Origin of the sequence: Microbacterium dextranolyticum (genome assembly GCF_016907295.1) — a bacterium.
Taxonomy (GTDB): domain Bacteria; phylum Actinomycetota; class Actinomycetes; order Actinomycetales; family Microbacteriaceae; genus Microbacterium; species Microbacterium dextranolyticum.
This window is the reverse complement of sequence record NZ_JAFBBR010000001.1, coordinates 3,026,370-3,051,883: the sequence shown is the minus strand read 5'-3', so window position 1 is coordinate 3,051,883 and position 25,514 is coordinate 3,026,370. Positions and strand designations below refer to the sequence as shown.

Below are 25,514 nucleotides of genomic sequence, written 5' to 3'. Positions count from 1 at the left end.
ATCATCGAGGACAAGGAACGAACGAATGAGCATGACTCCGGAACAGGCGGCGTGGTTCCGCGACACCTTCACGCGGCTCGTCGACAACGTCGACCAGGCGCTCCTCGGCAAGCGCGAGGTCGTCGGCCTCGTGCTGTCGGCGATGCTCGCCGAAGGCCACGTCCTGCTCGAGGACGCCCCCGGAACCGGCAAGACCAGCCTCGCCAAGGCGATCGCCGCGTCGGTGCAGGGGACGAGCACGCGCATCCAGTTCACGCCCGACCTGCTGCCCTCCGATGTCACCGGCGTCACGATCTACGACCAGCAGAATCACCGCTTCGAGTTCCACCGCGGCCCGGTGTTCGCCTCGATCGTGCTCGCCGACGAGATCAACCGCGCCTCGCCGAAGACGCAGTCGGCACTGCTGGAGGTCATGGAAGAGTCGCGGGTCACCGTCGACGGCGTCGCCCACGAGGTCGGTCGCCCGTTCCTCGTCATCGCGACGCAGAACCCGATCGAGCAGTCGGGTACCTATAAGCTGCCCGAGGCGCAGCTCGACCGCTTCATGCTGAAGATCTCGATCGGCTACCCGACCCTCGCCGTCACCGAGCGCATCCTCGTCGGCGCCGTCGACCGCAACCCGTCGGCCTCGCTGAGCGCCGTCATCACGACCGGCGCCGTCGCGGACATGGCCGATCTGGCCGCGACCGTGCACGTCGACCCGGTCGTGGCCCGCTACGCCGCCCAGCTCGTCGAGCACACGCGCGCCGCCGAGGCGACCCGCCTGGGTGTGTCGGTGCGCGGTGCGATCTCGATGATGCGCGTCGCGAAGGTGTACGCCGCCGCGCAGGGTCGCCACTTCGTGGTGCCCGACGACATCAAGACGCTCGCGGTGCCCGTGTGGGCGCACCGTCTCGTGCTCGACCCCGAGGCGGAGTTCTCGGGCACCACCGCCGAGAGCGTGATCCAGCGCGCGCTCGCAGCCGTCGACGCGCCCCTCGCGCGGGCCGCCGGCTGATGTCGCAGGCGCCGGACACTCTGAATCCGTCGCGCCGCGTGCGTCGGCGCGATGGTGTCTCCGGCGTCCCCGCGAGCGCGACCCGGGGGCCGGCGGAGCCGATCGACGCGCTCGCCGAGGACGACGGGGCCGACGACGCCGCGCTGGTCGCCCCGCGCGACGCGACCTCGGCCGAACGTCGACGGGAGCGGCTCGAGGCCGCCCGCCGCCGCGTCACGCGGGTGCTCCGCACCGTCGCCGAGGTCGTCCAACCGCTCGGCTGGGTGCTCATCGCGGTGGCGATCCTCGTCTGGTGGCTCGCATTCGCGTACGGCTGGCGCGAGTTCCTCGTGGTGGCGGGGGTGCTCACCGCGACGATCCTGGTGAGCCTCGGGTTCCTGTTCGGCCGCACGACCTACGAGGTCGGACTCGACCTCACCCGCACGCACGTCGTCGTCGGCGAACGCGCCGTGGGTGGTCTGACGCTCGCCAACCGCACCTCGCGCACGCTGCTGCCCTCGGAGGTGATCCTGCCGGTGGGTGCCGGTCGCGGCGTGTTCCAGGTGCCGCGGCTCGCGCCCGATCAGGAGCACGAAGAGGTCTTCGCGATCCCGACGACCTCGCGGGGCGTCCTCTCGGTCGGTCCGGTGAGCGTGCGCCGCGGAGACCCCCTCGGCCTCTTCGAGCGGGCGAACGACCGCCGTCAGGCGGTGGACCTGTACGTCCACCCGCGCACGACCGCGCTCGACGGCCTCTCGCTCGGCCACTTGCGCGACCTCGAGGGCCTGCCTGCGCAGCATCTCGCGCGCGACGACGTGTCGTTCCACGCGCTGCGCGAGTACCAGCCCGGCGACGACCTGCGCCACGTGCACTGGAAGTCGACGGCGCGCATCGGCGAGCTCATGGTCCGCCAGTACGAGGAGACCCGCCGATCGCACTTCGTCGTGGGGCTCTCGTCGCTGCCCGACGAGTACCGCGAGGCCGAGGAGTTCGAGCTCGCGATCTCCGTTGCCGGCTCGGTGGGACTGCGGGCGCTGCGGGACTCGAGGGTGCTCGACGCACGCACCCAGCAGGGGCCGCTGCGTTCGATCACCGCCCGTCGGTTCCTCGACGAGCTCTCCATGCTCGGGCACTCGCGCGGGCGCCTCGGGGGCATCGTCGCCCTCGCCGGCGGTATCGCCGCGCAGGCCCCCGACGCGGCCGTCGTCGTGCTCGTGACCGGATCGCGCACGGATGCCGCCGAGCTGCGGCTCGCCTGCTCGCGTCTCCCGCAGGGTGTGCGTGCCCTCGCCGTCGTCGCCGACACGCGGGTCGGCGCTCCCGCGCTGCAGCGCATCGCCGAGGCCGACGTCATCACGATCGGCGCCCTCGACCAGCTTCCGCGCGCCATCCGGAAGGTGCTCTCGTGAGCGGCGGCGCGCGGTTCCCGTTCCGCCGTCGCCGTGCCGCGGTGCCTGAGGCCCCCGAGACCGATCGCCGGCATCGCGACCCGCGCATCGTCGCCCTGGACCTCGCGGCGGCCGCCCTGCTGCTCGCCGTCTCGATCGTCGGCTTCGCGCCGACATTCGACTCGGCGCAATACCTCGTCGCAGGGGTGGGAGGGCTGGCGCTCGGCCTCGCCCTCGCCTGGGCGGGCGCGCACTGGCGCTGGGGCGTGCTCGGCCTCGCCGCCGCCACGATCGGCGCGTACGTCGTGTTCGGTGGGGCGCTGGCGTTGCCGCACACCGCACTGTTCGGCGTGGCGCCCACGCTCGACACCCTGCAGCAGCTCGCCGCGGGTGTCGTCATCTCGTGGAAGCAGCTGCTGACGACGGTGCCGCCGGTCGCCGCGGCCGACGGCCACCTCGTCGTGCCCTTCATCCTCATGCTGGTGGGCGGGGTGCTGACCGGGTCGCTGGCGCTACGGGCCCGGGCGGCCGCATGGTCGCTGATCCCTGCGCTCGCCGTGCTGGTCGCCACTATCCTGCTCGGCGTCTCCCGCCCCGCCGCGCCCCTCGTGCAGGGCATCGTCTTCGCCGTCGTCGCGACGGTGTGGCTCGCCCTGCGTCGAACCTGGGATCACGACCGTGCGGCGGTGCGTGTCGAATCCGCAGGCGTATCGGATGCCGCGAGCGTGCGGAGCTCTCGTACGCGTCGCCTCGTCGCGGGCGGGCTCGTCCTCGCCGTGGCATCCGGTGTCGGGCTCGCGACCGCCGCGGTCGCCACGCCGCCCCGGTACATCCTGCGCGACTTCATCGTGCCCCCGTTCGACGTGACGCAGTACCCGAGCCCGCTGCAGTCGTTCCGCGGCTACGTGCGCGACGACGCCGACACGACGCTGTTCACGGTGTCGGGCCTGCCGAAGGATGCGCGCGTCCGGCTCGCGACGATGGATGCCTACGACGGCATCGTCTACAACGTCTCCGACGACGGCGCGGGCTCGTCGAGCGCCTTCACCCCGCTGCGATCGAACATGTCGCCCACCGCGACCGGCACTCCGGAGACCGTGCAGGTCGAGATCGGTGACCTCACCGGTGTGTGGGTGCCCGACGTGGGAGCGGTGCGCGACCTCGCCTTCGACGGTGCCCGCGCTGCCGAGCTGACCCGCTCCGCCTACTTCAACGACGCCACCGGCACCGCCGCCGTCCCGGTGGGCCTGGCGAAGGGCGACTCGTACACGATCGACACGCTGCTGCCGGATCAGCCGAGCGACGCCGTGCTCGCCGGGGCTCGGTTCGCCGCGCTGAAGATGCCGAAGCAGACCGGCATCCCGGAGAAGATCGCCGACCTCGCGTCGAAGGCCGTGGCGAACGCGGAGACGCCGATCGAACGCGCCCGCGCGCTCGAGAGCTACCTGCACACGCAGGGCTTCTTCAGCCACGGCCTGGGCGACGACGTCGTCTCGCTGTCGGGGCACGGCGCCAACCGCATCATGTCGCTCTTCAGCGGTGAGCAGATGGTCGGCGACGACGAGCAGTACGCGGTTGCGATGGCGCTCATGGCGACGCAGCTCGGCATGCCGGCGCGTGTCGTGATGGGGTGGCACGCCGACGACAAGCATCCGCAGGACGGCACGACGCTCACCGCGACGGGCAGCAACCTGCATGCCTGGGTCGAGATCGCCTTCCAGGACTACGGCTGGATCCCCTTCGACCCGACCCCTGACGAGGACAACAAGCCGAACGACCAGTCCACGAAGCCGAAGGCCAACCCGAAGCCGCAGGTGCTGCAGCCGCCGCCGCCCGCGCAGGAGCCGGCCGACCTTCCGCCTGCGATCGCCGAGAACCGCGACCACGACGACGACCAGGACCCGGGGCTCAGCTGGCTCGGTCCCGTGCTGCTGTACGGCGGCATCACCCTCGGCGTGCTCGCCCTGCTGGCGGCACCGTTCATCGTGATGGGCGTCATCAAGGGCGCGCGCCGCGCCCGACGCCGCGGCGCCGCGCGCACCGCCGACCGCATCTCCGGCGGCTGGGATGAGCTGGTCGACTCGGCCGTCGACCTGCGCGCGCCCGTGTCCGTCGGCGCCACGCGTGCCGAGAGTGCGGCGGTGGTGGGATCGACGTTCGATCAGCCGCGGGTCGGCGACCTCGCCACCCGTGCCGACCTCGACGTCTTCGGACCGGGCGACCCCGCGCCGGAGGACGTCGACGCGTTCTGGCGCGAGGTCGACGACATCGTGGGGCAGATGCGCGGCTCCACGTCGGTGTGGCAGCGCCTGCGCGCTCGTCTGAGCCTGCGGTCGCTGCGTCGCGGCGGCTCGCCGTGGCAGGGGCTGCGGCGCAGCGTCTCGGGGCTGGGCGCGTCGGTCATGACGATCGTGCGTCGCGGCGACCGTCCGCGGCGTCCGGGTGGGACGGAGTCATCGGATGACTGATCTCGACCTCGGCAGGCGTCCGGCGCGGACCGGTCGCCGGGTCGGTGCCTACCTGATCGACCTCGTGATCGGCGTCGTGGTGCTGATGCTCGGCGCGGCCGTGTTCGGGGGCGTGTCCTACGCCACGAACGGGGCGCTCCCGCTCGTGGTCGCCGGGCTGCTGGCCTACGCCGTCGGCATCGTCTGGTTCGTGGTCTACACCCTCCTGCAGGCCGGCGCCGGTTCGCTGGGTATGCGGGCGCTCGGCCTGCGCCTCGCGCGCGAGGATGCCACGGGTGGCGAGCGGCTCGGCTTCGGGCGCGCTCTCGGGCGCAACGTCGTGTGGGCACTCGGCGGGGCGATCGTCGTCGGCTACTTCTCGCCGCTGTTCGACGCCGCGCCGTGGCATCGCGGCTGGCACGACCGCGCCGCACGCGCGGTCATGACCGATGTCGCGGGGCGGCCCGCACCGCTCGAGGACGACGACCACGATCGGGTCGCATCCTCGTCGCCGCCGGTCGCCGCCGTGGCACCGTCGGTGCTGCCGGCGGCGCCGAACCTGCCGACCGGCGACCTGCCCGATCTCGACAACTGGACGCCCGCGGCGGCGGCGCCCTCCCGCCCGTCCCCGCTCGCCAGCGGCGTGATCTCCTTCGTGCCGGGAGTGAGCGATGCCGAGCGGGTGGACGAGCCGGCACCCGAGCCCCCGGCGGGACTTCCCACGGTCGACGCGCCGGCGCGCCCGGCGCCGAGTGCGGTGCCGGTGTCGGGCGCGCTCCCTCTCGTGGAGGGCATCGACGAGACGCGTCTCTCGACAGGCGAGCGCCCCTGCGCACGACTCGTCTGGGACGACGGCACGCGCCAGGCGGTGTACGGACGCACGCTGTTCGGCCGCAATCCCGCGCCCGAGACCGGGGCGATGGTGTCGCCGGTGCGGGACGAGACCCTGTCGCTGTCGAAGACCCATTTCGAACTGGTGCCCGACGCGGTCGGTGCCGTATGGGTGATCGATCGCCACTCCACGAACGGTGTCGCCCTGCGCCGCGACGGCGTTGTCGAAGAGCTCGTGCCCGGCGAGCGCACCCGCGTGCACCGGGGCGACGTGCTGGAGTTCGGCGACCGGCAGGTGACGGTCGAGGTGACCTCGTGACCGAGGCTCCGATCGTCGTCCGCGCCGCTGCCGCCACCCACACAGGACTCCGGCGGCGGGTGAACGAGGACTCGTTCCTGGCCGAGGCGCCGCTGTTCCTGGTCGCCGACGGCATGGGCGGGCACGATGCCGGCGATCGTGCGAGCGCGGCGGTCGTCGCCGAGTTCGCCCGGCTCGCGGGCGGTGCGAGCCTCGCCATCGACGAGGTGCGGGCGGCGCTGCGCCGGGCCCGGGCCCGTGTCGAGGCGATCGCCAGCGACAGCCGCGCCGCGGGTACGACGCTCGCCGGTGTGGTGGTGGCCGAGGTCGGCGGCGTCGGGTACTGGTTGGCGGTCAACGTCGGCGACTCGCGCACCTACCGGTTCTCGGGCGGTGTCCTCGAACAGATCAGCGTCGACCACTCCGTCGTGCAGGAGCTCATCGACGCGGGTGCGCTGTCGGGTGAGGATGCCGCCACCGACAGCCGTCGCAACGAGATCACGCGCGCCATCGGCGCCGGCAGCGACGGGCAGGCCGACTACTGGATGGTGCCCGCAGAGCCGGGCGATCGCATCCTGGTGTGCTCGGACGGGCTGTCGGGCGAGCTGTCCGCGCAGCGGCTGTGCCAGATCCTGGCGGAAGAGCCGGAGCCGGAATCCGCGGCCACCCGGCTCATCCACGAGGCGCTCGTGCACGGAGGGCGGGACAATGTGACCGCGATCGTCGTCGATGCCGTCTCGGTGGCCGGTCACGACGACGTGTACGACACGGCACCCGCGGGCGGCGCCCGCGGACCGGCGGATCACGATACGCGTCCGCGTACGGGGACGAGGAACGAGCAGTGATGGCGGGGCAGACGATGACGGGAACGCGGGTCGGGTATCGAGCGGCGTCGGGGGATGCGGCATGGTGGGTCGCCGCCGACGACGGGGCGCTGGCGGTGCTCTCTCCGGCGGTGTCCGCCGTGACGGCCGCCGCCGTGTGGCGCGGGCTCGGTGCCGGCGGCATCGGCGCGGTCCTCGACGCGCTGACGGGTGCATTCGGCACCTCGCTCACCGCGATCCCGCCCTTCGCGCTGGCCGTCGTCGAATCGGGCGGCCTGCGCGTCGCGGTGCGCGGCGACATCGAGATCATCGTCGAATCGGATGCCCCGGAGTCGGTCTCCGGAGCGGGCGTCGCGACCTGGACCGAGCGCTTCGTGGCCGGCGCGACGCGCGCCACGGTGAACCCCGCGGCATCCGCCCTCGCCCCCGCAGCCGACGTGCCGCTGCGCTCGGGCGTCGTGCTCGCCGACCTCGTGAGCCTCGACCTGGCCCCGCGCGCGGACGGCGCGCCCGCCCGCGTGGCGGCTGTGGCGTCCCCTGCCGTCCCCTCGCCGGTGGCCTCCCGCCCGGCGACCGCGCCGGCGACGTCCGACCCCGTCGCCGCAGTACCCGCCGTCTCGGTGCCGACGGTGCCCGCAGCCGCCGTCCCCGCGGCGGCCGACTCTCTGCCGGCGCCCGAACCGCTCCCGTCGCGCGCCGTCGCGCCCGTGGCCGACATCCCGGCGGCGGTCGCCGACGCCGCACCCGAGGCATCCGTCATCGATGCCCTGCCACCGGGACTGCGCAGCGACCCTCCGGCGGAGGAGGACGACAGCCAGGTCGAGCCCGCGTCGATCGGCCGGGACGACGACCGCGACGACGCGCCACCGGCCGTGCCCGACACCTCGGCCGACACGCTCCTGCCCGAGGCGACCGCCGCGGAGGTCGAACCCGCGCCGGCCGACGAGTACGACATGCTGTGGGGCGAGACCGTGGCGCGGCCCATCTCGGCCGCCGCCATCGCGAGCGCCGACCCCGACGCGGACCCCGCGGCCGCGTCGGAGGCCCCCGCAGCGGCCGAGCCCGCGCGGGCCGCCTCTCGATCCGAGGCGTTCTCGGCGGATCTCGGTGACCACGACGGCGCCACGATCGCCGTCGCAGACCTGCGCGCCATGCGCGCAGAGCGCGCCGAACGCGAGGCGTTCGAGTCGACCGACAACGTGCCGGCTCGTCGCCCCGCGCGCGGCCGCATCCGGCTGTCGACGGGGCGCGTCGTCGAACTGGAACGCCCGGTCGTCATCGGTCGTCGGCCCAAATCGACGCGCACCTCGGGCGCGGAGCTGCCGACACTGGTGGCCGTGGACAGCCCCGAGCAGGACATCTCCCGCAGCCACGTGGAGATCCGTGCCGAAGGCGAGCACGTGCTCGTGATCGACCTCGACACCACCAACGGCACCATCCTGCTGCGCGGAGGGCACGAGCCGGTGCGTCTGCATCCGGGCGAGCCGACGATGGTGGTCACCGGCGACGTGCTGGATCTCGGCGACGACGTCACCGTGACCTTCGAGGACCTGCCGTGAGCGCGGCGAAGCGGCCGCCCGCACCGCCGCCGGCGCTCCCGGGCTTCACCTACATCGACGTCCTCGGCTCGGGTGGGTTCGCCGACGTCTACCTGTACGAGCAGCACCTGCCGCGCCGTCGCGTCGCGGTGAAGGTCATGCTGCCCGATCGCATGGCGTCGGGCTCGGCCGAGCAGTTCACGGCCGAGGCGAACGTGATGGCTCTGCTGTCGACGCACCCGGCGATCGTCACGATCTATCAGGCCGGCGTATCCGACGACGGGCGTCCGTATCTGGTCATGGAGTACTGCTCGCGGCCGAACCTGCAGGTGCGCTCGCGGGCCGCCGCGTTCTCGATCGCCGAGGCCCTGCGCGTCGGCGTGCAGGTCGCCGCCGCCGTCGAGACCGCGCACCGCGCCGGCATCCTGCACCGCGACATCAAGCCGGCGAACATCCTCGTCACCGAGTACAACCGTCCCGCCCTCACCGACTTCGGCATCGCGACGACCGCCGACGGCGAGGAGTCGGCGGGCGGCATGTCGATCCCGTGGTCGCCGCCGGAAGCATTCTCCGAGCAACCCGGATCGGGCGTCGCCACCGACGTCTACGCCCTCGGCGCGACGGTGTACACGCTGCTCGCGGGGCGCTCTCCGTTCGAGCAGCCGGGCGGCCGCAACGGCGGCGCCGATCTCATCGGACGCATCGAGTCGCAGCCCGTTCCGCGTCTCGAGCGGGCGGATGCCCCCGCCTCGCTGCAGCTCGTGCTCGAGCGCGCGATGGCCAAGCGCCCCTCCGACCGGTACGAGTCGGCGATCGCGTTCGCACGTGCGCTGCAGCGCGTGCAGATCGAGCTCGCGCACTCCGTCACGCCCATCGACATCCTCGACGACGCCCCCGAGAGCGCCGACGACGACGAGTCCGACGGCGAGCTCACCCGCGTCCGCGGCATCGTCAGCATCGAGCCCCAGACGAACCCTGCGGCGGGGTCGACGCGTCGTCGCGAGAGCCCTGCGCCCGCTCCCGACACCGCGACAGCCGCGGACGTGCCGGCGTGGCCGGTTCCGGCCGACACCGCCGACCCGACGATGCTGCGCGGCCCCGTCACGATCCCCGCGCAGGCCGATCTCGACACCTCCTCGACGATCCTCCGTCCCGCGCGCGGCCAGGCGGCGCCGGCGCACACGGTCGACCCGACCCGCGATCCGCGCCCCGACGCCGCAGCCGGGTCGGGCGTCGACGAGTCGATGACCGCCGCGGCGGCGGGCACCCCGGCTCGCGGTTCGCGCCGTGGGCTGTGGATCGGTCTCTCCGTCGCTGCCGTCGTCGTGGTCGTCGCCGGGGTGGCGGTGGGGGCGAGCATACTCGCGCCGTCGGTGGCGCCCCCTCCCGCCGAGCCGAGTGCGTCGGCGTCGGTGGCGCCTCAGGATCCGCTCGGCGGGTACGTGCCCGCCGTCACCGCCCTCGCCGGCAGCGTGCAGGGCGGCAACGCCGTCTTCACGTGGACGAATCCCGATCCGAAGAGCGGCGACGGCTACCTCTGGTACACGTACACGCTCTCCGGGAACGGCGAGACCCGAAAGGTGACCGAGCCGACGGTGACGATGCCGGCCGATGCCGGGGGCCCCACCTGCATCGCGGTGACCCTCGTGCGCGGCGACGGCACCGCCGGGGCCGAGACGCGGAAGTGCACCCCATGACCGACATCCACGACACCGTTCCGCCCGTCGGAGCGCCGAGCGCCGAGGCCGCCGGCACCGACGTCACCGTCGAGTTCGCCGGCGAGTACGTGACCGTTCCCTCGGGCACGCGCTTCACGATCGGGCGCGAGGGCGACCTCGCCCTCGACGACAACCGGTTCCTGCACCGGCACTTCCTCTCCATCGAGCAGGCCGGCGGTCTGTGGTGGCTCGTGAACATCGGGTCGCGCCTGGCGGCGACCGTCACCGACACCGAAGGCCGGGTGCAGGCCCAGCTCGCGCCGGGCGCGCGCCTGCCGATCGTGTTCGGGGTGACGACCGTCGTCTTCAGCGCCGGACCGACGACGTACGAGCTGTCGGTGCACACCGCGCAGCCCGCGTTCCAGGCGACGGCGCCCGAACATCTCGGCGACGGCGAGTCGACGATCGGTGCCGTGCCGCTCACCCCCAGCCAGAAGCTGCTGATCCTCGCGCTGGCCGAGCCCATGCTCCGCCGCGAGGGCACCGGCATGAGCGAACTGCCGAGCTCGGCCGCGGCCGCCGCCCGGCTCGGCTGGAGCATCACCCGCTTCAACCGCAAGCTCGACAACGTGTGCGACAAGCTCGATCGTCAGGGCGTGCCCGGCCTGCGCGGCGGGGTGACGAGCTCCGCGACCAACCGGCGCGTGCGCCTGGTCGAGCACGCCGTCGCGTCACGCCTGGTCGTGCGAGACGACCTCGCGATGCTCGACGACCCCGCCGCGCACGACAACGACGACGCCGCGGACGCCGCGCGCAGGAAGGAAGACGGATGAAGCTGCGCACGACGCTCGTCCGGCCCGGAGGCGATCCCCAGGACCTCGTCATCAACGCCGATGCCGATGCCACCGTCGGAGATCTCGCCCGCACGCTCGTCGAGGTCGATCCTCGCGGCGGCCAGGCCCCCGACGAGGTCACGATCGAAGCGTTCGGCACGATCGCTCAGGCCCCCGGAGAGGTGTTGGATGCCGCGGCATCCGTCTCGCACGTGCAGCTCGGCGCCGGGTCGGCGATCCGCGTCGTTCCGGCGGGATATCAGCCGGCCCGCCGGGTCGGCGAGGTGCAGATCGTCTCGGGCCCCGGAGCGGGCACCACGCTGCCCCTCGAGCGGACGGTCGTCGTCATCGGGCGCGACCCGCAGTGCGACATCGTCCTCGACGATCCGCTCGTGTCGAAGCGTCACGCGCGCCTCGAGGTGGGGCAGGGGCGCGCCGAGCTCGTCGACCTGAACTCCGCCAACGGCATCCTCGTCGACGGCGCGCCGGTCACCTACCTGACCGCGGCCGACGGCGAGATCGAGGCGGTGCTCGGCGATACCCGCCTGCGGATCACCGCAGCGCCGGGGGAGGATGCCGCGGCGGCGTCCACCTGGCGCCAGGTGCCGTTCGTGCGCTCGCCGCGCGTCGAGGCCCGTTACCTCGGCGAGGAGCTGCCGGGCACCGACCTTCCCGCGCCGCCCGCGCCCCAGATGTTCCCGTGGCTCGCCATGATCGCGCCGGTGATCATGGGCGTCGTGCTCTACTTCGTGATGAACAATCCGATGGCGCTCGTCTTCGTCGCGGCATCCCCACTGCTCATGCTCGGCACGTGGCTGACGACGCGCCTGCAGGCCCGCGCCCAGCTGCAGCGCGACAAGGATCGCTTCGAGCAGCAGCTGACCCGCCTGCAGACCCGCCTCGAGCAGGAGCGCGAGACCGAGCGGCGCGTCCGCCGGGGTGAGGTGCCCGAGCTCGATCCGATCTGCGCCGACGCCCTCGTCGCGGGGCCACTGATCTGGACGCGCCGGCCCGAGCACTGGTCGTTCCTGCACGTGCGCCTCGGCGACGGAACGTCGGCGAGCCGCAACACGGTGGCCGAGTCGTCCAAGCGCGACGCGGCGATCCCCTCGTACGTCGATCGCCTCGACGAGGTCGTCGAGACCTTCCGCGACGTCGACGACGTGCCGGTCCTCGAGTCGCTCGCCGAGGCCGGCGCGATCGGCATCGCCGGTTCCACCGCGCGCGTCGGCGACACCGCCCGCGCTCTGCTCGCCCAGACGGCGGGCCTGCACGCCCCCTCGGACGTGCACATCGTCGCGTTCGTGGGCTCGGCCACCCGCGCCGCTCTCGCCGACCTCAAATGGTTGCCGCACACGTGGGCCGCGGAAGACGCGTTGGGCACGGCGCCCATCGCCGACAACGCCGCCACCGCGTCGCGTCTGCTGGCGCAGCTCGAAGAGCTCGTCGACGCGCGCACGAAGCAGTTGCGTCGTCTGCGCGCGCTCAAGGCGACGGATGCCGCGACGGCGGCCGGTGCCGAGGTCGGCGAATCCCGGGGGCGCGACGAAGAGATGCCGCTTCCGGCATACATCGTCATCATCACCCCGGACGCTCCCGTCGATCGAGGGCGTCTGATCCAGCTGAGCGAGCGCGCCGCCGGCAGCGGGGTCATCCCGGTGTGGGCCGTCTCGCGCGTCTCCGACCTGCCGGCGGCCTGCCGCACGTGGGTCGATCTGCCCGCCGACGGCGAGGCCAGCGCCAACTTCGTGCGGCTGGGAACGGTGATCTCGCCGTTGCGGGTCGAAGCGCTCGATGCCGCACGCTTCGGCGTCGTCGCGCGGGCGCTCGCGCGCATCACCGACATCGGAGACGTCGCCGAGGACGCCGGCGATGTGCCGCGGACGATTCCGCTGCTGCAGCTGCTCGGCTCCGACATGGCGACGAGCGCCGACGCGGTCATCGACCGCTGGACGCAGAACGCCTCCATCCGCGCCACGCGGTCGGGAGCGGGCTACCAGCCGAAGCTGCGCGCGCTCGTCGGGCAGGGCGCCCAGGGCGCGCTGCACCTCGACCTGCGTCAGCAGGGCCCGCACGCGCTGGTGGGCGGCACGACCGGGTCGGGAAAGAGCGAGTTCCTGCAGGCCTGGGTGCTGGGCATGGCGGCCGAGTACAGCCCCGAGCGGGTCACGTTCCTCTTCGTCGACTACAAGGGCGGCTCGGCCTTCGCCGACTGCGTCAGCCTGCCGCATTGCGTGGGGCTCGTCACCGACCTGAGCCCCCACCTCGTGCGGCGGGCGCTCACGAGCCTGCGGGCCGAGCTCCACCACCGCGAGCACCTGTTCAACCGCAAGAAGGCGAAGGACCTGCTCGAGCTCGAGAAGGCCGCCGACCCGGATGCCCCGCCCGCGCTCGTCCTCGTCATCGACGAGTTCGCGGCGCTCGCCAAAGAGGTGCCCGAGTTCGTCGACGGCGTCGTGGACATCGCCCAGCGCGGCCGTTCCCTCGGCATCCACCTCATCATGGCGACGCAGCGCCCGGCGGGTGTCATCAAAGACAACCTGCGGGCGAACACCAACCTGCGCGTCGCGCTCCGGATGGCCGATGAGACCGACTCCGACGACGTGATCGGATCGAAGGAAGCGGCTCTGTTCGACCCGGGCATCCCCGGGCGCGGCATCGCCAAGACCGGACCGGGTCGGATGAACCTGTTCCAGTCGGCCTACTCGGGCGGCTGGAGTCTGCGCGCCGACCCCGCGCCGGCCGTCGAGATCCGTCCGTTCCTGCTGGGCGAGGCCCCGGCATGGGAGAAGCCCGCCACCGGCGATGCCCCCGCTGAGACCGAGGACCTCGGTCCGAACGACCAGCAGTTGCTCGTCGCCCGGTTCGGTGACGCGGCTCAGCTCGCGCGCATCGCTCCGCCGCGGCGCCCGTGGCTGGACGAGCTCGCCCGCACGTTCGACCAGACGAAGCTCCACCAGCGCACCGACGCACGCCTTGTGCTGGGGGTCGTGGACGTTCCCGAGCGCCAGGATCAGGTGCCCTTCTTCTTCGAGCCCGACACCGAGGGCCACCTCGCGATCTTCGGCACCGGCGGGTCGGGCAAATCCGTCGCCCTCCGCACCCTCGCCGTCTCGGCCGGCATCACGCCCCGCGGCGGCCCCGTGCACGTGTACGGTCTCGACGCCGCGACGGGGGGACTCCGGATGCTGGAGCCGCTGCCGCACGTGGGAGCCGTGATCTCGGGCGACGACGCCGAACGCATCGAGCGCCTGTTCGCCATGCTCCGCACCGAGCTCGATCGCCGCGGCGACGCGTATGCCGCCGCCGGCGCGGCGACCCTCACCGAGTACCGGGCGCTCGCCGGGCGCCCCGACGAACCGCGCATCCTGCTGCTCGTGGACGGCTTCCCGGCGTTCCGCACGGCGTTCGAAGGCGTTCCTGGCCGCGCTGAGACGTACCGCGCGTTCCAGCAGGTGCTCACCGACGGCCGCGGCCTGGGCATCCACATCGCCCTGACCGCCGACCGCGGGCAGAGTGTGCCGACGAGCCTGCAGGCGATGATCCAGCGACGCATCGTGCTGCGCATGGCCGACGAGGACGCGTACGCGCTGCTCGGGATGCCCCGTGACATCCTGTCGGCCGACTCGCCCCCCGGGCGCGCGATCGTCGACGACCACGAGGCGCAGATCGCCGTCATCGGCGGAACGCCGAGCACCAAGGACCAGTCGCTGGCGACCCTGCGCATGGCCGAGGCGATGACGCGCCGCGGCACCGCGCCCGCGCCGAGCATCCGCGCGCTGCCGACCGAGTACGCCCTCGACCTGCTGCCCGCCACGACCGCCGCGGGCGTCGCGATCGGTCTGTCCGACCGCGACCTCGGCCCCTACGGCATCGAGCCGACCGGAACCTTCATCGTGGCCGGCTCGCCCGGCGCCGGGCGCTCCAACGCGGCCGCGACGATCGCGCGGCAGGTGCTGCGGGCGCGCGCCGACACCCCGGCGTTCTATCTGGGAGACCGGCGCTCGCCCGTGCACGCGGCCGTGGCGTGGACCGCGACGGCCGAGAGCGGATCGGCGGCGATGGCCGTCATGACCCAGATCGACGAGGTCGCCGATCGCGCGGCGGCCGGAGGACCCGTGCCGATCGTGGTGCTCGAGGGGATCGGCGAGTTCGCGAGCTCGATCATCGAGATGAACCTCTCCACGCTCGTCAAGCGCGCCGGCCGCGGCGAGGTCTTCTTCGTCGTCGTCGGAGAGCTCGCCGAATGGACGACGAACTTCGGCCTTCTCGGCGAGATCAAGGCGGCCCGCCGCGGCGTGGTCCTGCAGCCCGAGACGATCGACGGTGAAGTCGTGCTGAAGACGCCGTTCCCCCGGCTGGTGCGCGGAGAGCTGCCGGTGGGGCGTGGCATCCTCGCGCACCGCGGCAAGACCGTGCGCATCCAGTTCCCGCTGGTCACCGTGCCCGTAGCGGACGGGACGGGCACCCATGGGTAGTTCTCCCCATGGATCGATGCGGACCCCTCGCATAGATTCGTAACACCACAGACCCCCGGCACACGAGCCGGGCCCGAAAGAAGGAGAGCCGTCATGGCCAATCTGAATGTCACCTACGACCAGATGAACAGCGCCGCCGGGCGTCTGCGCGATGGTCAGAACGAGCTCGAGGCGAACCTGCAGCGTCTGCGCCAGCTCGTCGCCCAGCTCGTCCAGGACGGTTTCACCACGTCGCGCGCCTCGGGTGCCTTCGACGCGTCGTACACCGAGTTCACCACCGGCGCGACCAAGACCGTCCAGGGCATCGAGGGTATGGCCTCGTTCCTCGAGAAGGCCGCCCAGGCCCTGCAGTCCACGGACGAGCAGCTCGCCAGCCAGCTCGGCCAGTAAGACTCCTGCGGGCATATTGCCTACGCGAGACCGCACGAATGCGCGCTTTTCAACACGACAGCGTCGCATCCGTGCGGTCTCGCGAGGGGATAGCCCCGACCACCGTGGCCGGGCTTCGGAGACGCGCGAGCGCTGTCGTGGTCGCGGCGCTGCTCGCCGTGACGATGTCGGGATGCGCCGGGATGAACGAGAAGAGCGTCTCGGATCGATTGGCTGAGGATGCCGGTCTGAACGGAGCGCTCGTCGAGGTGCAGCACCCCGGCGCGCCGTGGGTGAACAAGATCGTGATCCGGATGTTCGTCGCCGACGCGACCGCAGAGGGAGTCGCGCGCGACGTTCGCTCCGTCGCCGCGGTCGCCGTCGACGACCCGGACCTTCGCGGCGAGCCGCTCACCTTCATGGCGGTCCAGGGTGCGCCGGCGGACTTCTCCGACCCTCTGACGGCGACCATCACCGACAGTGCGTCCGTGATGGGCAGCGTCGCCGATCGGCTCGGCGTCGGCACGGGCGTCGAGGACATCCTCCAACTCAGCGCCGCCGACGTTCGCGCGGTCGCCCAGCACTGAGCGGCACCGCGGCTCTCATCCGGCGGCGCCTGCAGACGGGGCGCGACGAGGCGCCGGCCGCGGCGCGCGAGGGGAGAAGCGGGCTCAGGAGCGCGTGGCGCTCAGTACCTTCACGATGATGCCGCGTCGGCGCAGTTCGGCGATGGCATGGGTCTCTTCCGGCGCGGTGCGCCCCAGTGCATGCTTGTCGGCGACGACGACCACATCGCCGGATGTGAGCCGGCCGAACAGGCGTGTGAGACGCTCCGACCAGCTCTCCCCGGTCTCGGGGGCGGGGTGGCGGAAGCCTTCGATCGGCACTCCGAACTCGGCCAGCGCGTCGCGCTGGGCGATCACCGACGGCAGGTCGTCGCGGGCGACGACGAGTCCGACCAGTCGTGAGCCCGCGGGGCGCGCGGCCCACCAGTCCGTGCGCGAGACGATCACGGGCACGGCCTCGGTCGTTGCCGGCAGGGCGATCGACTCGGCGTAGTCCGCCGGTCCGCGGTCGGTGGCATCCGTCTGATCGGTCATGGCGCTCCCTCGTCCGGGGTCCATTGTCCCAGGTCCGGTCGCTGTGCGATCACTCCTGACCGCGCAGTCTCAGCTCGACGCTCAGCTGGTCGGCGTCGAGCTCGGCGAGTGTGTGCCGCAGCGTCTGGGTGCTGAAGGTGCCGCCCGTCGACAGCTGGGTGAGCCGTGCCCGCATCGCCTCGATGAGCGCGATCCTCAGCTCGAGGATGTCGCGGGTGGAGGAGGTGGCCTGCTCACCGGGCGGTTCGATGTAGCGTGCGCCCATGCGCTCGAGCAGCGCCGGGTCGAACGGTGAACCGTCGAGGCGATGCAGCGCAGGATCGGCCAGCGCCGCCGCGGCGGCGACCCGCAGCTCGTCATCGATCCGCTTCTGCTCGGCCCTGTCGCCGGCGCCCTCGCCGTCGGACTCGAGCCGGAGCGCACGCACGACCCAGGGCAGCGTGAACCCCTGCAGCATGAGGCTCACGAACGCGACCAGAAAGGCGATGAGGATGAGGACCGGACGGTCTTCGACGGTGCGGGGGATCGTCTGCGCCGCGGCGAGGGTCACGACGCCCCGCATGCCGGCCCAGACGATGACGGTCGCGTGCTTCCACCCGAGCGGTGTGGACTGGTAATAGTCCACATCGGCCACCGCCCGGGCCACCCGTTCGCGCATGGACCCCACGCGTTTCGCGACGCGTTCCGGCGAGGGGGTCGTGCGCCCGCGGCCCGCGGCGCGTTCGGGCCAGCCGTGCTCCTCGATCTCGTCCAACCGGGCATCCATCCGGTCGTAGCGCGAGCGATCCATCTTCCCGGCGCGGGAGCGCCCGGCCCAGATGAGGAAGGCGACGTAGGCCGCCCGCACGACCAGGATGATGAGCAGCGCGGCCAGTGCGACGACGGCGGGCAGCGCGAGGCCCTCGTGACGGCGGGTGACGTCGGTGACGATCTGGTCGAGCTCGAGCCCCATGATGAGGAAGATGCCGCCCTCGAGCACCAGTTCCACGGTGCGCCAGTTCACCTGGTCCGACAGTCGCTGCTCGGGGGTGAACCAACGCTGAGCGCCCTGACCGGCCACGATTCCGGCGATGACAGCGGCGACGAGGCCCGATCCGTTCAGGTGCTCCGTGGGCAGGTAGGCGATGAAGGGCACGGTGAACCCGATGGCGGTGCTCGCGGCCGAGTTCCCGACCCAGGCGCGCAGGCGCACGGCGAGCAGACCCACGGCCCCACCGATGGTGACGGCGATCACAATGGCCCACAGGAAACTGCCGACGGACGCGCCGAACGAGAAGGTTCCGGCGACCACGGCGATCAGGGCGGTGCGCAGCAGCACGAGCGCCGTCGCGTCATTGAGCAGGCTCTCGCCCTCGAGCATCGTCGTGACGCGCGGCGAGATGCCGAGCCGTTTCGCGATGCCGGTCGCCACGGCATCCGTCGGACTCAGGATGGCGCCGAGGGCCACGCCGAGCGCGAAGCCGACATCGGGCAGCACGAGCGAGAAGAACCAGCCGAGGATGAGCGCGGTGACGACGACCAGGAACACCGCGAGGCCCGAGATGGGACCGAGGTCCCGTCGGAACTCGATCGCCGGCAACCGCACGGCCGAGGCGTAGAGGAGGGGCGGGAGCACGCCGACGAGGATGATCTCGGGGTCTATCTCGGGCACGTGGATGAACGGCAGCAGACCGACGCCCAGGCCCAGCGCGACCAGCAGCAGGGGCCCCGCGACGCCGAGGCGTTGCGCGAGCGCGGTGACGACGGCGACCGCGATGACGCCGATGAGGACGACGAGAAGGAGATCCACGGAGCCTCCCGAGGTGTCAGAGCAGGCCGAGGGCGCGGACGGCGTCGCGTTCGGCGACGATCTCCGAGGCCGAGGCGTCGATGCGGGCGCGGGCGCGATCGTCGAGAGAGAGGCCTTCGACGATGCGGTACCCGGTTCCGTCGCTCGTCACCGGGAAGGAGGAGTAGATCCCCTCGGCGACGCCGTACTCGCCGTGCGAGAGCACCGCGGCCGATACCGATTCGTCACCGGTGCCGAGCACGCTGTCGCGCACGTGCGAGATCGCCGCGTTCGCCGCGGATGCCGCAGACGACGACCCGCGGACGGCGATGATCTCCGCTCCGCGCTTCGCGACGCGGGGCACGAACTCGTCGTCGAGCCAGGCGAGGGCCGCGCCCGGTCCTCCGAGCCGCTCCGACAGCACATCGCGGGCGGGGCGGCCCGCGATGAGCGCGTGATCGACGTCGGGGAACTGCGTCGCCGAGTGATTGCCCCAGATCGTGACGCCACGGACGTCGGTGGGGGAGGCGCCCGCTGCCTGGGCGAGCTGCCCCACCGCACGGTCGTGGTCGAGACGGGTCAGGGCGGCGAAGCGCTCGCCGGGGATGTCGGGGGCGGATGCCGCCGCGATCAACGCGTTCGTGTTCGCCGGGTTGCCCACCACGACGACGCGGATGTCGGGGGCGGCCACGGCATTCAGTGCCGCACCTTGGGGGCCGAAGATCCCGGCGTTGGCCGACAGCAGGTCGGCACGCTCCATGCCCGCCGTGCGAGGGCGGGCTCCGACGAGCATCGCGATGTTCGCGCCCTCGAAGCCGCTGCGCGCGTCGTCGGTGATGTCCACGCTGCGCAGCAGATGAAGCGCGCAGTCCTGCAGCTCGAGCGCGGCGCCTTCGGCCGCCTTCATTCCCTGCGGCACCTCGAGCAGCCGCAGCCGCACGGGCCGATCGCCGAGCATGGCGCCTGCGGCGATGCGGAACAGCAGCGCGTAGCCGATCTGACCGCCGGCTCCGGTGATCGTGACGGTGACCGGCTGCGGCGGCGAGCCTGCTGTCGCCGCAGGCCCCGAGTCGGTCGAAGGGTCGTTGGTGGCATCCATGGTCAGAGCCTACGGGCGCAGTCGCCTCAGAGGGTACGGTGAGGCCATGACGTTCAACAGCAACGCCGATGTCAGCGGGAGCGGCGCGAAGAGGCGCGGGCCCGGTGGCGGAGTCATCGCGGGTGGTGTCGGCGGGCTCGGGGCGATCGCGGTGATCCTGCTGCAGATCTTCACCGGCGGTGACTTCTCCAGCCTGCTCGTCGGCCCCGAGAGCGGATCCTCCGCGTCGGGCGAGGGCACCGAGATCTCCAACTGCCGCACCGGTGCTGACGCCAACGCGCGCATCGATTGCCGGCTCGCCGCGGGCACGCTCAGCATCAACCAGTACTGGGCGAAGCAGGTGAGCGGCTACCGCGAGCCGCAGCTGATCATCGTCGACGGGTCGACCCCGACCGCCTGCGGCACGGCATCCAATGCGACGGGCCCCTTCTATTGCCCGCCCGAGGAGACGGTGTACATCGACCCGACGTTCTTCGACGTGCTCGAGCAGCAGTTCGGCGACCGGACGGGGCCTCTCGCGCAGCTGTACGTCGTGGCGCACGAGTACGGTCACCACATCCAGCAGATCACCGGTGTTTTCGATCGCTATCCCTCAAACGGCACCGGACCGCGCAGCAACAGCGTGCGCGCGGAGCTGCAGGCCGACTGCTACGCCGGGGCTTGGGTTGCGGCGGCCGCGGATCAGAAGGATGCCCAGGGCGTCGCGTTCCTGCAGCGACCCACGAGTGACCAGATCCGCGATGCGCTGGATGCGGCCGCGGCGGTCGGCGACGACCACATCCAGGCGATGTCGGGGCGGGTCAATCCGGAGAGCTGGACGCACGGGTCGAGCGCGCAGCGGCAGAAGTGGTTCGGCGCGGGACTGCAGGGCGGTCCCCGAGCCTGCGACACCTTCGCCGCGGGGAACGATCTGTGAGCGCCGAGCCGGCGCGGCCGTGTCCCGATTGATGCGGGGTATGTCCCACTTTCAGTGGGGGATGTCCCACTTTCTGCTCTTCAAGGAGCGGTTGAGCGACAGATAGTGGGACATGCTCCGGTCGCGGGGCGCATCGCTCGGAAGCCAACGTGGTCGGCGCGGCGGCCCGGCGGCCCGGCGAATCGCCGGATGCCGGTGCCGTCGCGACAGTCCTCTCCTGCATGATGCGGCGCATGTCCCACTTTCTGCGGGGGATGTCCCACTTTCTGCTCTCCCAGCAGCGGTTGAGCGACGGATAGTGGGACATGCGGCCGGTGGCGGGGTGCATCGCTCGGAGGTCAGCGTGGTCGGCGCGGCGATGACGCTGAGGACGCCGAGGATGCCGCGGTTGCTGAGGATGCCAGGGGTCTCGATTCTTGCCCTCTGACTCGGTTCTGGGTCGCGTGTGGTCGATGCCCGCTCGGTTCGGGGTCGCATGTGGTCGACCCCCATGCTCCGAAGCGGCCCCTGGCGACCCCGAACCGAGCGGGGGCATCTCGCGATGGCCTCGGGCGACCCCAAACCCGGGTGAGTTACCCCCGCGCCTCACGTCCCGACCGCCCCGCCCCCCGCACCCAGACCGCAAACCCCGCCCACCCCAAGACCCACGCCCCGCACCCCCTGCCGGCCGCCACCGGGGCGGCAGCAGGAGCGGCCCTGGTAGAGTGGACCCACTTGCGGCGCCGACTCCGGTGCCTCTCGCGTCGTAGAACGCTTCCCTCGCCGCCCGGCACCGACCGGATGATCGGCTGACATTCTTCGTACGGCGACCCTGTGCGCATCCGCGCAGAGGCCACCGATCCGGGCATCCCTGCCCAGAAACACCTTCATGTCTGACATCACTTTCCGCACGCTCGGCGTGCCCGCTCCGCTCCTCGACGTCCTCGCGAAGGACGGCAAGACCGAGGCGTTCCCGATCCAGGTCGACACCCTGCCCGACACGCTCGCCGGCCGCGACGTGCTCGGCCGCGGCAAAACCGGCTCGGGCAAGACCCTCGCCTTCTCCATTCCGATGGCCGCGCGCCTGGGCGGGGCGCTCGCCGGCGGCTCGCGTCGTGCCGGTCGCATCCTGGGCCTCGTCCTCGCGCCGACGCGCGAGCTGGCGACGCAGATCAATGCGACGCTCGAGCCCCTGGCATCCGCCTACGGCCTGAAGACCACGACGATCTTCGGCGGCGTGAACCAGAACCGCCAGGTCGCCGCGCTGAAGGACGGCGTCGACATCGTCGTCGCCTGCCCCGGCCGTCTCGAAGACCTCATGAAGCAGGGCTTCGTGAAGCTGGATGCCGTGGAGATCACCGTCATCGACGAGGCCGACCACATGGCCGACCTCGGCTTCCTGCCGTCGGTGACGCGCATCCTCTCGGCGACGCCGACCGGCGGTCAGCGGATGCTCTTCAGCGCCACGCTCGACAACGGCGTGGACAAGCTCGTGAACCGCTTCCTGCAGAACGAGGTGCTCCACTCGGTCGACGAGGCCAACTCTCCCGTCGCCGCGATGACGCACCACGTGTTCCATGTCGAAGGGGCGGATGCCAAGAAGGAGCTCGTTCGCACGCTCGCCTCCGGCACGGGCCGCCGCATTCTCTTCATGCGCACCAAGCACCACGCCAAGAAGTTGGCACAGCAGCTGACGGCCGAGGGCATCCCCGCCGTCGACCTGCACGGAAACCTCTCGCAGCCGGCGCGTGACCGCAACCTCGCCGCGTTCGCGTCGGGCGCGGCGAAGGTCCTCGTCGCGACCGATGTCGCCGCCCGTGGTGTGCACGTGGACGATGTCGAGCTGGTCATCCACGTCGACCCGCCGATGGAGCACAAGGCGTACCTGCACCGCTCCGGCCGTACCGCCCGTGCGGGCGCCGAAGGCTCGGTCGTGACGCTCGTGCTGCCCGGTCAGGAGAGGGACGTCAAGGATCTCCTCCGCAAGGCCGCGATCACCGCGGCGCCCATCCGGGTCACGGCGACCTCGCCCGAGGTCACCGCGCTCGTCGGCGAGGTCGCGCCGTACGTCAAGCCCGAGCCGAAGGCCGCCGCGCCCGCGCGGGGTCAGGGTGGTGGGGGCCGCAGCCAGGGGGCCAACGCGCAGCGCAAGCGCGCGGCACGCGAGGGCCAGAGCGCCGGCGGGCGTGGCGGCCAGAGCGCCGGCGGGCGCGGGGGACAGTCGACCCAGCCGCGCAAGGACCGGTCGGGACGCCCGGACGCCGAGCGTTCGCAGGGCGCCGGTCGTGCTGCGCGTGACGGGGCGGGAGCACCTCGCGAGACGCACAGCGCTCAGGCATCCGGCAACGCTCGCACCACCGGCCGTCGTGCATCGCACAGCGGCGGGAGCGGCAAGCTCATGGTCGGCTCGGTCGTGCGTCAGAACGGTGGCCAGCGCCGCTCGGGTCGTTGACCCGGCGCGCCTCGCGCGGCCGCTCAGAGCGGCGTCGGCCTGAGGCCTGCTCGGATCTGTGGCGGGGTCTCACTTGTGAGGCATCCGCTGCGCCCGGGGTGGCTGTGCGCCTGAGGCATCCTGTGCCTGGGGTGTGTCCCACTTTCTGTCGCTCGAGGGATGTCGGAGCGACGGATTGTGGGACATGCTCTGCCGATAGCGGGACATGTCGTGTGGATAGTGGGACGGGGCCGTGGGGTCGGTCGGGACCGCGGCCGGGCGGCGCGACATCGGCGGGGGCCATGTCCGGCGCCCGGTGGTGGCTTCGCTCCTGAGACATCCTGTGCCTCGGGTGTGTCCCAGTTTCTGTCGTTTAGGGGATGCCGCAGCGACAGATTGTGGGACATGCATCGCCGATTGTGGGACATCGGTCGGTGCGACGATGCGGTGCCAACACGCCAGCCGCAGCAGCACCAACCCCGCGGCCGTCGCCGCAGCCACCCGCCCGGTGCCATCGCCGCCCCGCGCCACCAGCGGCACCACGCCGGCCGACCCCCAATCGGCCCACCACCAACATCCGGCCGCGACTGCCGGCCCGCACCACCAGCGGCTCCGCGGTCAGGCACGGAACGCGCGCAGGAGCGTCGCGAGAATGCGGATGCCGTCGCCACCCATCCGGAAGCGGGTGAAGCCCTCGCTGACCGCAGCCCCGGTGCGGGCGGTGACGAACCACGGCGGCTTCGGCAGCACCGACAGGCCGAAGCCGTGCGCGAGGCCGCTCAGCGAGCGCGGGAACGGGCGGAACGGGCCCCGCACGACGGTGCGCTCCACCTGATCGAGCAGCAGCGCGTTGTGCACCACTCCGATGCCGCTCGGTGCGTGCTCGAGTGTCCCGCCGGGAAAGGCCCCCCAGGTCGCGGTCGGCGTCAGAAAGCCGAACGCCGTCCACGCGTTGAGCGCGACCGTGCCGTACCGCAGGTCGGCGATCGCACGCTCGAGCCCCGCGCCGAGCGCGCGCTGCGTCGCCGGATCGACCAGCACGTTGGCCCCGAGCGTTCCGACGAGCCGCTCGTTCGCGTGCGCGACGGCCGCGTCGAGAAAGCCCTGTCCGACGCCGGGCAGGTCGACGACACCGAGCACCGGCGCGAAATACTCCGTCGTTTCGAGGGCGGATGCCTGTTCGCCCGTCGTCTCGACGAGCATCCGGTCGCCCCCGCCGCACCACGTGGCATCCGGATACGCCGTTCGTGCGGCCTCGAGCCGCGCCTCGCTGTGCGGATACCAGACCGGCCGTGCGGGCGCGCGGTCGTAGGCGGCGCGCAGTTCGGCGAGGAACGCGGCGCGCTGCGGCCAGTCGCGACTGACGATCACGACCTGACCTGCAATGCAGTTGTGGCCGCTGTTGTGCAGGCGCATCGTCGCGACGTGCTCCGCCTGGAATCGCAGGTCGGCGCGCGACCACGCACCCGGCACCACGATGATCGGCGACACCCCGCCGAGCTCGGCCGAGATCGGAACCTGCAGGACCGGCTCGCGTTCCGCCGTCGCGGCGCGACCGGCGCCACCCGAGCCAAGCCCCGCCTCCGGCCCCGGCTCCGCGTCCGAAACCGGCCCCACCTCAGAGCCCGCCTCGCGCTCAGACCCGGACCCCGCGCCATCTGCCGTCCCCCACACGATCGCGCGGAAGGTCGCCTCCGACCCGGTGATGTGCACGTGCGCGATCGACGGATGCCGCGTCAGGTACCCGCCCGCGTCACCGCCGCCCCGCACGATCCGCAGCAGCCCGGGTTCGATGAGCGGCGCCAGGGCGCGCTCGAAGACGGGCACGAGGGCGTCCTGCGTCGGATTCACCTTGAGGATCGACACCCGATTCGAGGCGAGCAGTTCGTAGAGCACGTCGAGCACGGGGATCGAGGTGACGTTCCCCGCACCGAGCACGAGGCCCACCTCGGCCGGCTCGGTCGGATGCAGCTGGCCGAGTCCGGCCTCACGGCGCGCCGTGGCCGCGTCGACACCCGGCTGCAGCCACACCTCGGTCGAGTACCCCGACAGCAGCACGGCATCGGCCGTCGACAGGGGTGATGTGCGCACGCGGGTCCGCCCGCCGGGGGCCGCACCGAGCCGGATTCCGTCGAGCGGGGACCGGCCGGCGGCGAGGGCGCCGAGCGTGTCGGCGTAAGCGTCGAGCGCCACGAGCACGGCGTACGGCCCCGACAGCCATTCCTCTCCCCGCAGCGGATGCCCGGGCTCGAGCCCCTTCGACGTCGCGGCGACGTCGGCCCACTCCTCGGCGACGGCGGCGGTCGTCGCGTGCAGGCGGCGGAGCAGCGTGCGGCGCTGCCCGAGGGTGAGCGCGCGCCAGGTGCGGGTGCCCTGCCCGAGGTCGGCGATCGCGGCATCCAGCACCGTACGCGTGTGCGCGGGGAGGGCGTCGGAGTCTGTCGTCTCAGAAGCTGCGGTCACGGCGTCCCCCTCGAAGCGGTGCGTCGCCGGTGAGAAGGCGTCGCCGTGCCAGCCTACGACCGCGCCGCCACCAGACGACCGTACCCGTCATCGTCGGCCGTGCTACCGGCTGGCGGCC

At 72.3% G+C, this 25,514-nt stretch carries 17 protein-coding genes; 13 read left to right on the top strand and 4 right to left on the bottom strand.

Annotated elements, in window-relative coordinates:
- Positions 1–25 precede the first annotated feature (25 nt).
- From JOE64_RS13890 to JOE64_RS13840, 11 genes are all read left to right on the top strand, one after another.
- The gene (locus tag JOE64_RS13890) at positions 26–997 is read left to right on the top strand and encodes an AAA family ATPase (RefSeq protein WP_204964783.1); all 972 of its coding nucleotides are present in this window, start codon (positions 26–28) and stop codon (positions 995–997) included.
- Positions 997–2,385: a DUF58 domain-containing protein gene (locus tag JOE64_RS13885; protein WP_204964782.1), complete on the top strand. Its 1,389-nt coding sequence runs from the start codon at positions 997–999 to the stop codon at positions 2,383–2,385. Before JOE64_RS13890 ends, JOE64_RS13885 begins: the two co-directional genes overlap by 1 nt.
- On the top strand, positions 2,382–4,832 hold the full coding sequence (locus JOE64_RS13880; RefSeq protein ID WP_271202503.1) for a transglutaminase TgpA family protein: 2,451 nt from the start codon (positions 2,382–2,384) through the stop codon (positions 4,830–4,832). Before JOE64_RS13885 ends, JOE64_RS13880 begins: the two co-directional genes overlap by 4 nt.
- A complete protein-coding gene (locus tag JOE64_RS13875) occupies positions 4,825–5,961 on the top strand; it encodes an RDD family protein (RefSeq protein ID WP_204964781.1) in 1,137 nt (378 codons plus the stop codon). Before JOE64_RS13880 ends, JOE64_RS13875 begins: the two co-directional genes overlap by 8 nt.
- Positions 5,958–6,785: a PP2C family protein-serine/threonine phosphatase gene (locus JOE64_RS13870; protein ID WP_204964780.1), complete on the top strand. Its 828-nt coding sequence runs from the start codon at positions 5,958–5,960 to the stop codon at positions 6,783–6,785. Before JOE64_RS13875 ends, JOE64_RS13870 begins: the two co-directional genes overlap by 4 nt.
- Entirely contained in the window at positions 6,785–8,323 is a 1,539-nt protein-coding gene (locus JOE64_RS13865; RefSeq protein WP_239531785.1) for an FHA domain-containing protein, read from the top strand. Before JOE64_RS13870 ends, JOE64_RS13865 begins: the two co-directional genes overlap by 1 nt.
- Positions 8,320–9,999, top strand: a complete 1,680-nt coding sequence (locus tag JOE64_RS13860) for a serine/threonine-protein kinase (protein WP_204964779.1) — start codon at positions 8,320–8,322, stop codon at positions 9,997–9,999. The genes JOE64_RS13865 and JOE64_RS13860 overlap by 4 nt, the downstream gene beginning before the upstream one ends.
- The gene (locus JOE64_RS13855) at positions 9,996–10,793 is read left to right on the top strand and encodes an FHA domain-containing protein (protein ID WP_204964778.1); all 798 of its coding nucleotides are present in this window, start codon (positions 9,996–9,998) and stop codon (positions 10,791–10,793) included. The genes JOE64_RS13860 and JOE64_RS13855 overlap by 4 nt, the downstream gene beginning before the upstream one ends.
- Positions 10,790–15,271 (top strand): type VII secretion EssC family protein, encoded by a 4,482-nt coding sequence (locus JOE64_RS13850; protein ID WP_204964777.1) that lies wholly within the window; start codon positions 10,790–10,792, stop codon positions 15,269–15,271. The genes JOE64_RS13855 and JOE64_RS13850 overlap by 4 nt, the downstream gene beginning before the upstream one ends.
- A gap of 93 nt (positions 15,272–15,364) precedes the next feature.
- Positions 15,365–15,661: a WXG100 family type VII secretion target gene (locus JOE64_RS13845; RefSeq protein ID WP_204964776.1), complete on the top strand. Its 297-nt coding sequence runs from the start codon at positions 15,365–15,367 to the stop codon at positions 15,659–15,661.
- 182 nt (positions 15,662–15,843) lie between these two features.
- Complete coding sequence (locus JOE64_RS13840; protein ID WP_204964775.1) at positions 15,844–16,227, top strand: hypothetical protein; 384 nt, start codon at positions 15,844–15,846, stop codon at positions 16,225–16,227.
- An 84-nt stretch (positions 16,228–16,311) separates the two neighbouring features.
- Here JOE64_RS13840 and JOE64_RS13835 read toward each other — a convergent pair whose 3' ends face one another.
- The 3 genes from JOE64_RS13835 to JOE64_RS13825 are packed head-to-tail and all read right to left on the bottom strand — an operon-like array spanning position 16,312 to position 19,607.
- The gene (locus JOE64_RS13835) at positions 16,312–16,740 is read right to left on the bottom strand and encodes a recombinase family protein (protein ID WP_204964774.1); all 429 of its coding nucleotides are present in this window, start codon (positions 16,738–16,740) and stop codon (positions 16,312–16,314) included.
- A 49-nt stretch (positions 16,741–16,789) separates the two neighbouring features.
- Complete coding sequence (locus JOE64_RS14855; protein ID WP_204964773.1) at positions 16,790–18,529, bottom strand: cation:proton antiporter; 1,740 nt, start codon at positions 18,527–18,529, stop codon at positions 16,790–16,792.
- A gap of 16 nt (positions 18,530–18,545) precedes the next feature.
- The gene (locus JOE64_RS13825; protein WP_204964772.1) at positions 18,546–19,607 is read right to left on the bottom strand and encodes a malate dehydrogenase; all 1,062 of its coding nucleotides are present in this window, start codon (positions 19,605–19,607) and stop codon (positions 18,546–18,548) included.
- Positions 19,608–19,653: 46 nt separating this feature from the next.
- On the opposite strand from JOE64_RS13825, the gene ypfJ reads away from it, so the two are divergent.
- Entirely contained in the window at positions 19,654–20,523 is an 870-nt protein-coding gene (gene ypfJ, locus JOE64_RS13820; protein WP_204964771.1) for a KPN_02809 family neutral zinc metallopeptidase, read from the top strand.
- Positions 20,524–21,391: 868 nt separating this feature from the next.
- Positions 21,392–22,954, top strand: a complete 1,563-nt coding sequence (locus tag JOE64_RS13815; RefSeq protein ID WP_204964770.1) for a DEAD/DEAH box helicase — start codon at positions 21,392–21,394, stop codon at positions 22,952–22,954.
- Between the two features lie 597 nt (positions 22,955–23,551).
- On the opposite strand, the gene JOE64_RS13810 is transcribed toward JOE64_RS13815, so the two are convergent.
- Positions 23,552–25,396: an aldehyde dehydrogenase family protein gene (locus JOE64_RS13810; RefSeq protein ID WP_271202502.1), complete on the bottom strand. Its 1,845-nt coding sequence runs from the start codon at positions 25,394–25,396 to the stop codon at positions 23,552–23,554.
- Between the last annotated feature and the right edge of the window lie 118 nt (positions 25,397–25,514).

Coding starts and splice junctions, on each gene's coding strand:
- JOE64_RS13890 (WP_204964783.1), top strand. CDS start 26: ATGAGCATGACTCCGGAACAGGCGGCGTGGTTCCGCGACACCTTCACG.
- JOE64_RS13885 (WP_204964782.1), top strand. CDS start 997: ATGTCGCAGGCGCCGGACACTCTGAATCCGTCGCGCCGCGTGCGTCGG.
- JOE64_RS13875 (WP_204964781.1), top strand. CDS start 4,825: ATGACTGATCTCGACCTCGGCAGGCGTCCGGCGCGGACCGGTCGCCGG.
- JOE64_RS13865 (WP_239531785.1), top strand. CDS start 6,785: ATGGCGGGGCAGACGATGACGGGAACGCGGGTCGGGTATCGAGCGGCG.
- JOE64_RS13855 (WP_204964778.1), top strand. CDS start 9,996: ATGACCGACATCCACGACACCGTTCCGCCCGTCGGAGCGCCGAGCGCC.
- JOE64_RS13850 (WP_204964777.1), top strand. CDS start 10,790: ATGAAGCTGCGCACGACGCTCGTCCGGCCCGGAGGCGATCCCCAGGAC.
- JOE64_RS13845 (WP_204964776.1), top strand. CDS start 15,365: ATGGCCAATCTGAATGTCACCTACGACCAGATGAACAGCGCCGCCGGG.
- JOE64_RS13840 (WP_204964775.1), top strand. CDS start 15,844: ATGAACGAGAAGAGCGTCTCGGATCGATTGGCTGAGGATGCCGGTCTG.
- JOE64_RS13835 (WP_204964774.1), bottom strand. CDS start 16,740: ATGACCGATCAGACGGATGCCACCGACCGCGGACCGGCGGACTACGCC.
- JOE64_RS13825 (WP_204964772.1), bottom strand. CDS start 19,607: ATGGATGCCACCAACGACCCTTCGACCGACTCGGGGCCTGCGGCGACA.
- ypfJ (WP_204964771.1), top strand. CDS start 19,654: ATGACGTTCAACAGCAACGCCGATGTCAGCGGGAGCGGCGCGAAGAGG.
- JOE64_RS13815 (WP_204964770.1), top strand. CDS start 21,392: ATGTCTGACATCACTTTCCGCACGCTCGGCGTGCCCGCTCCGCTCCTC.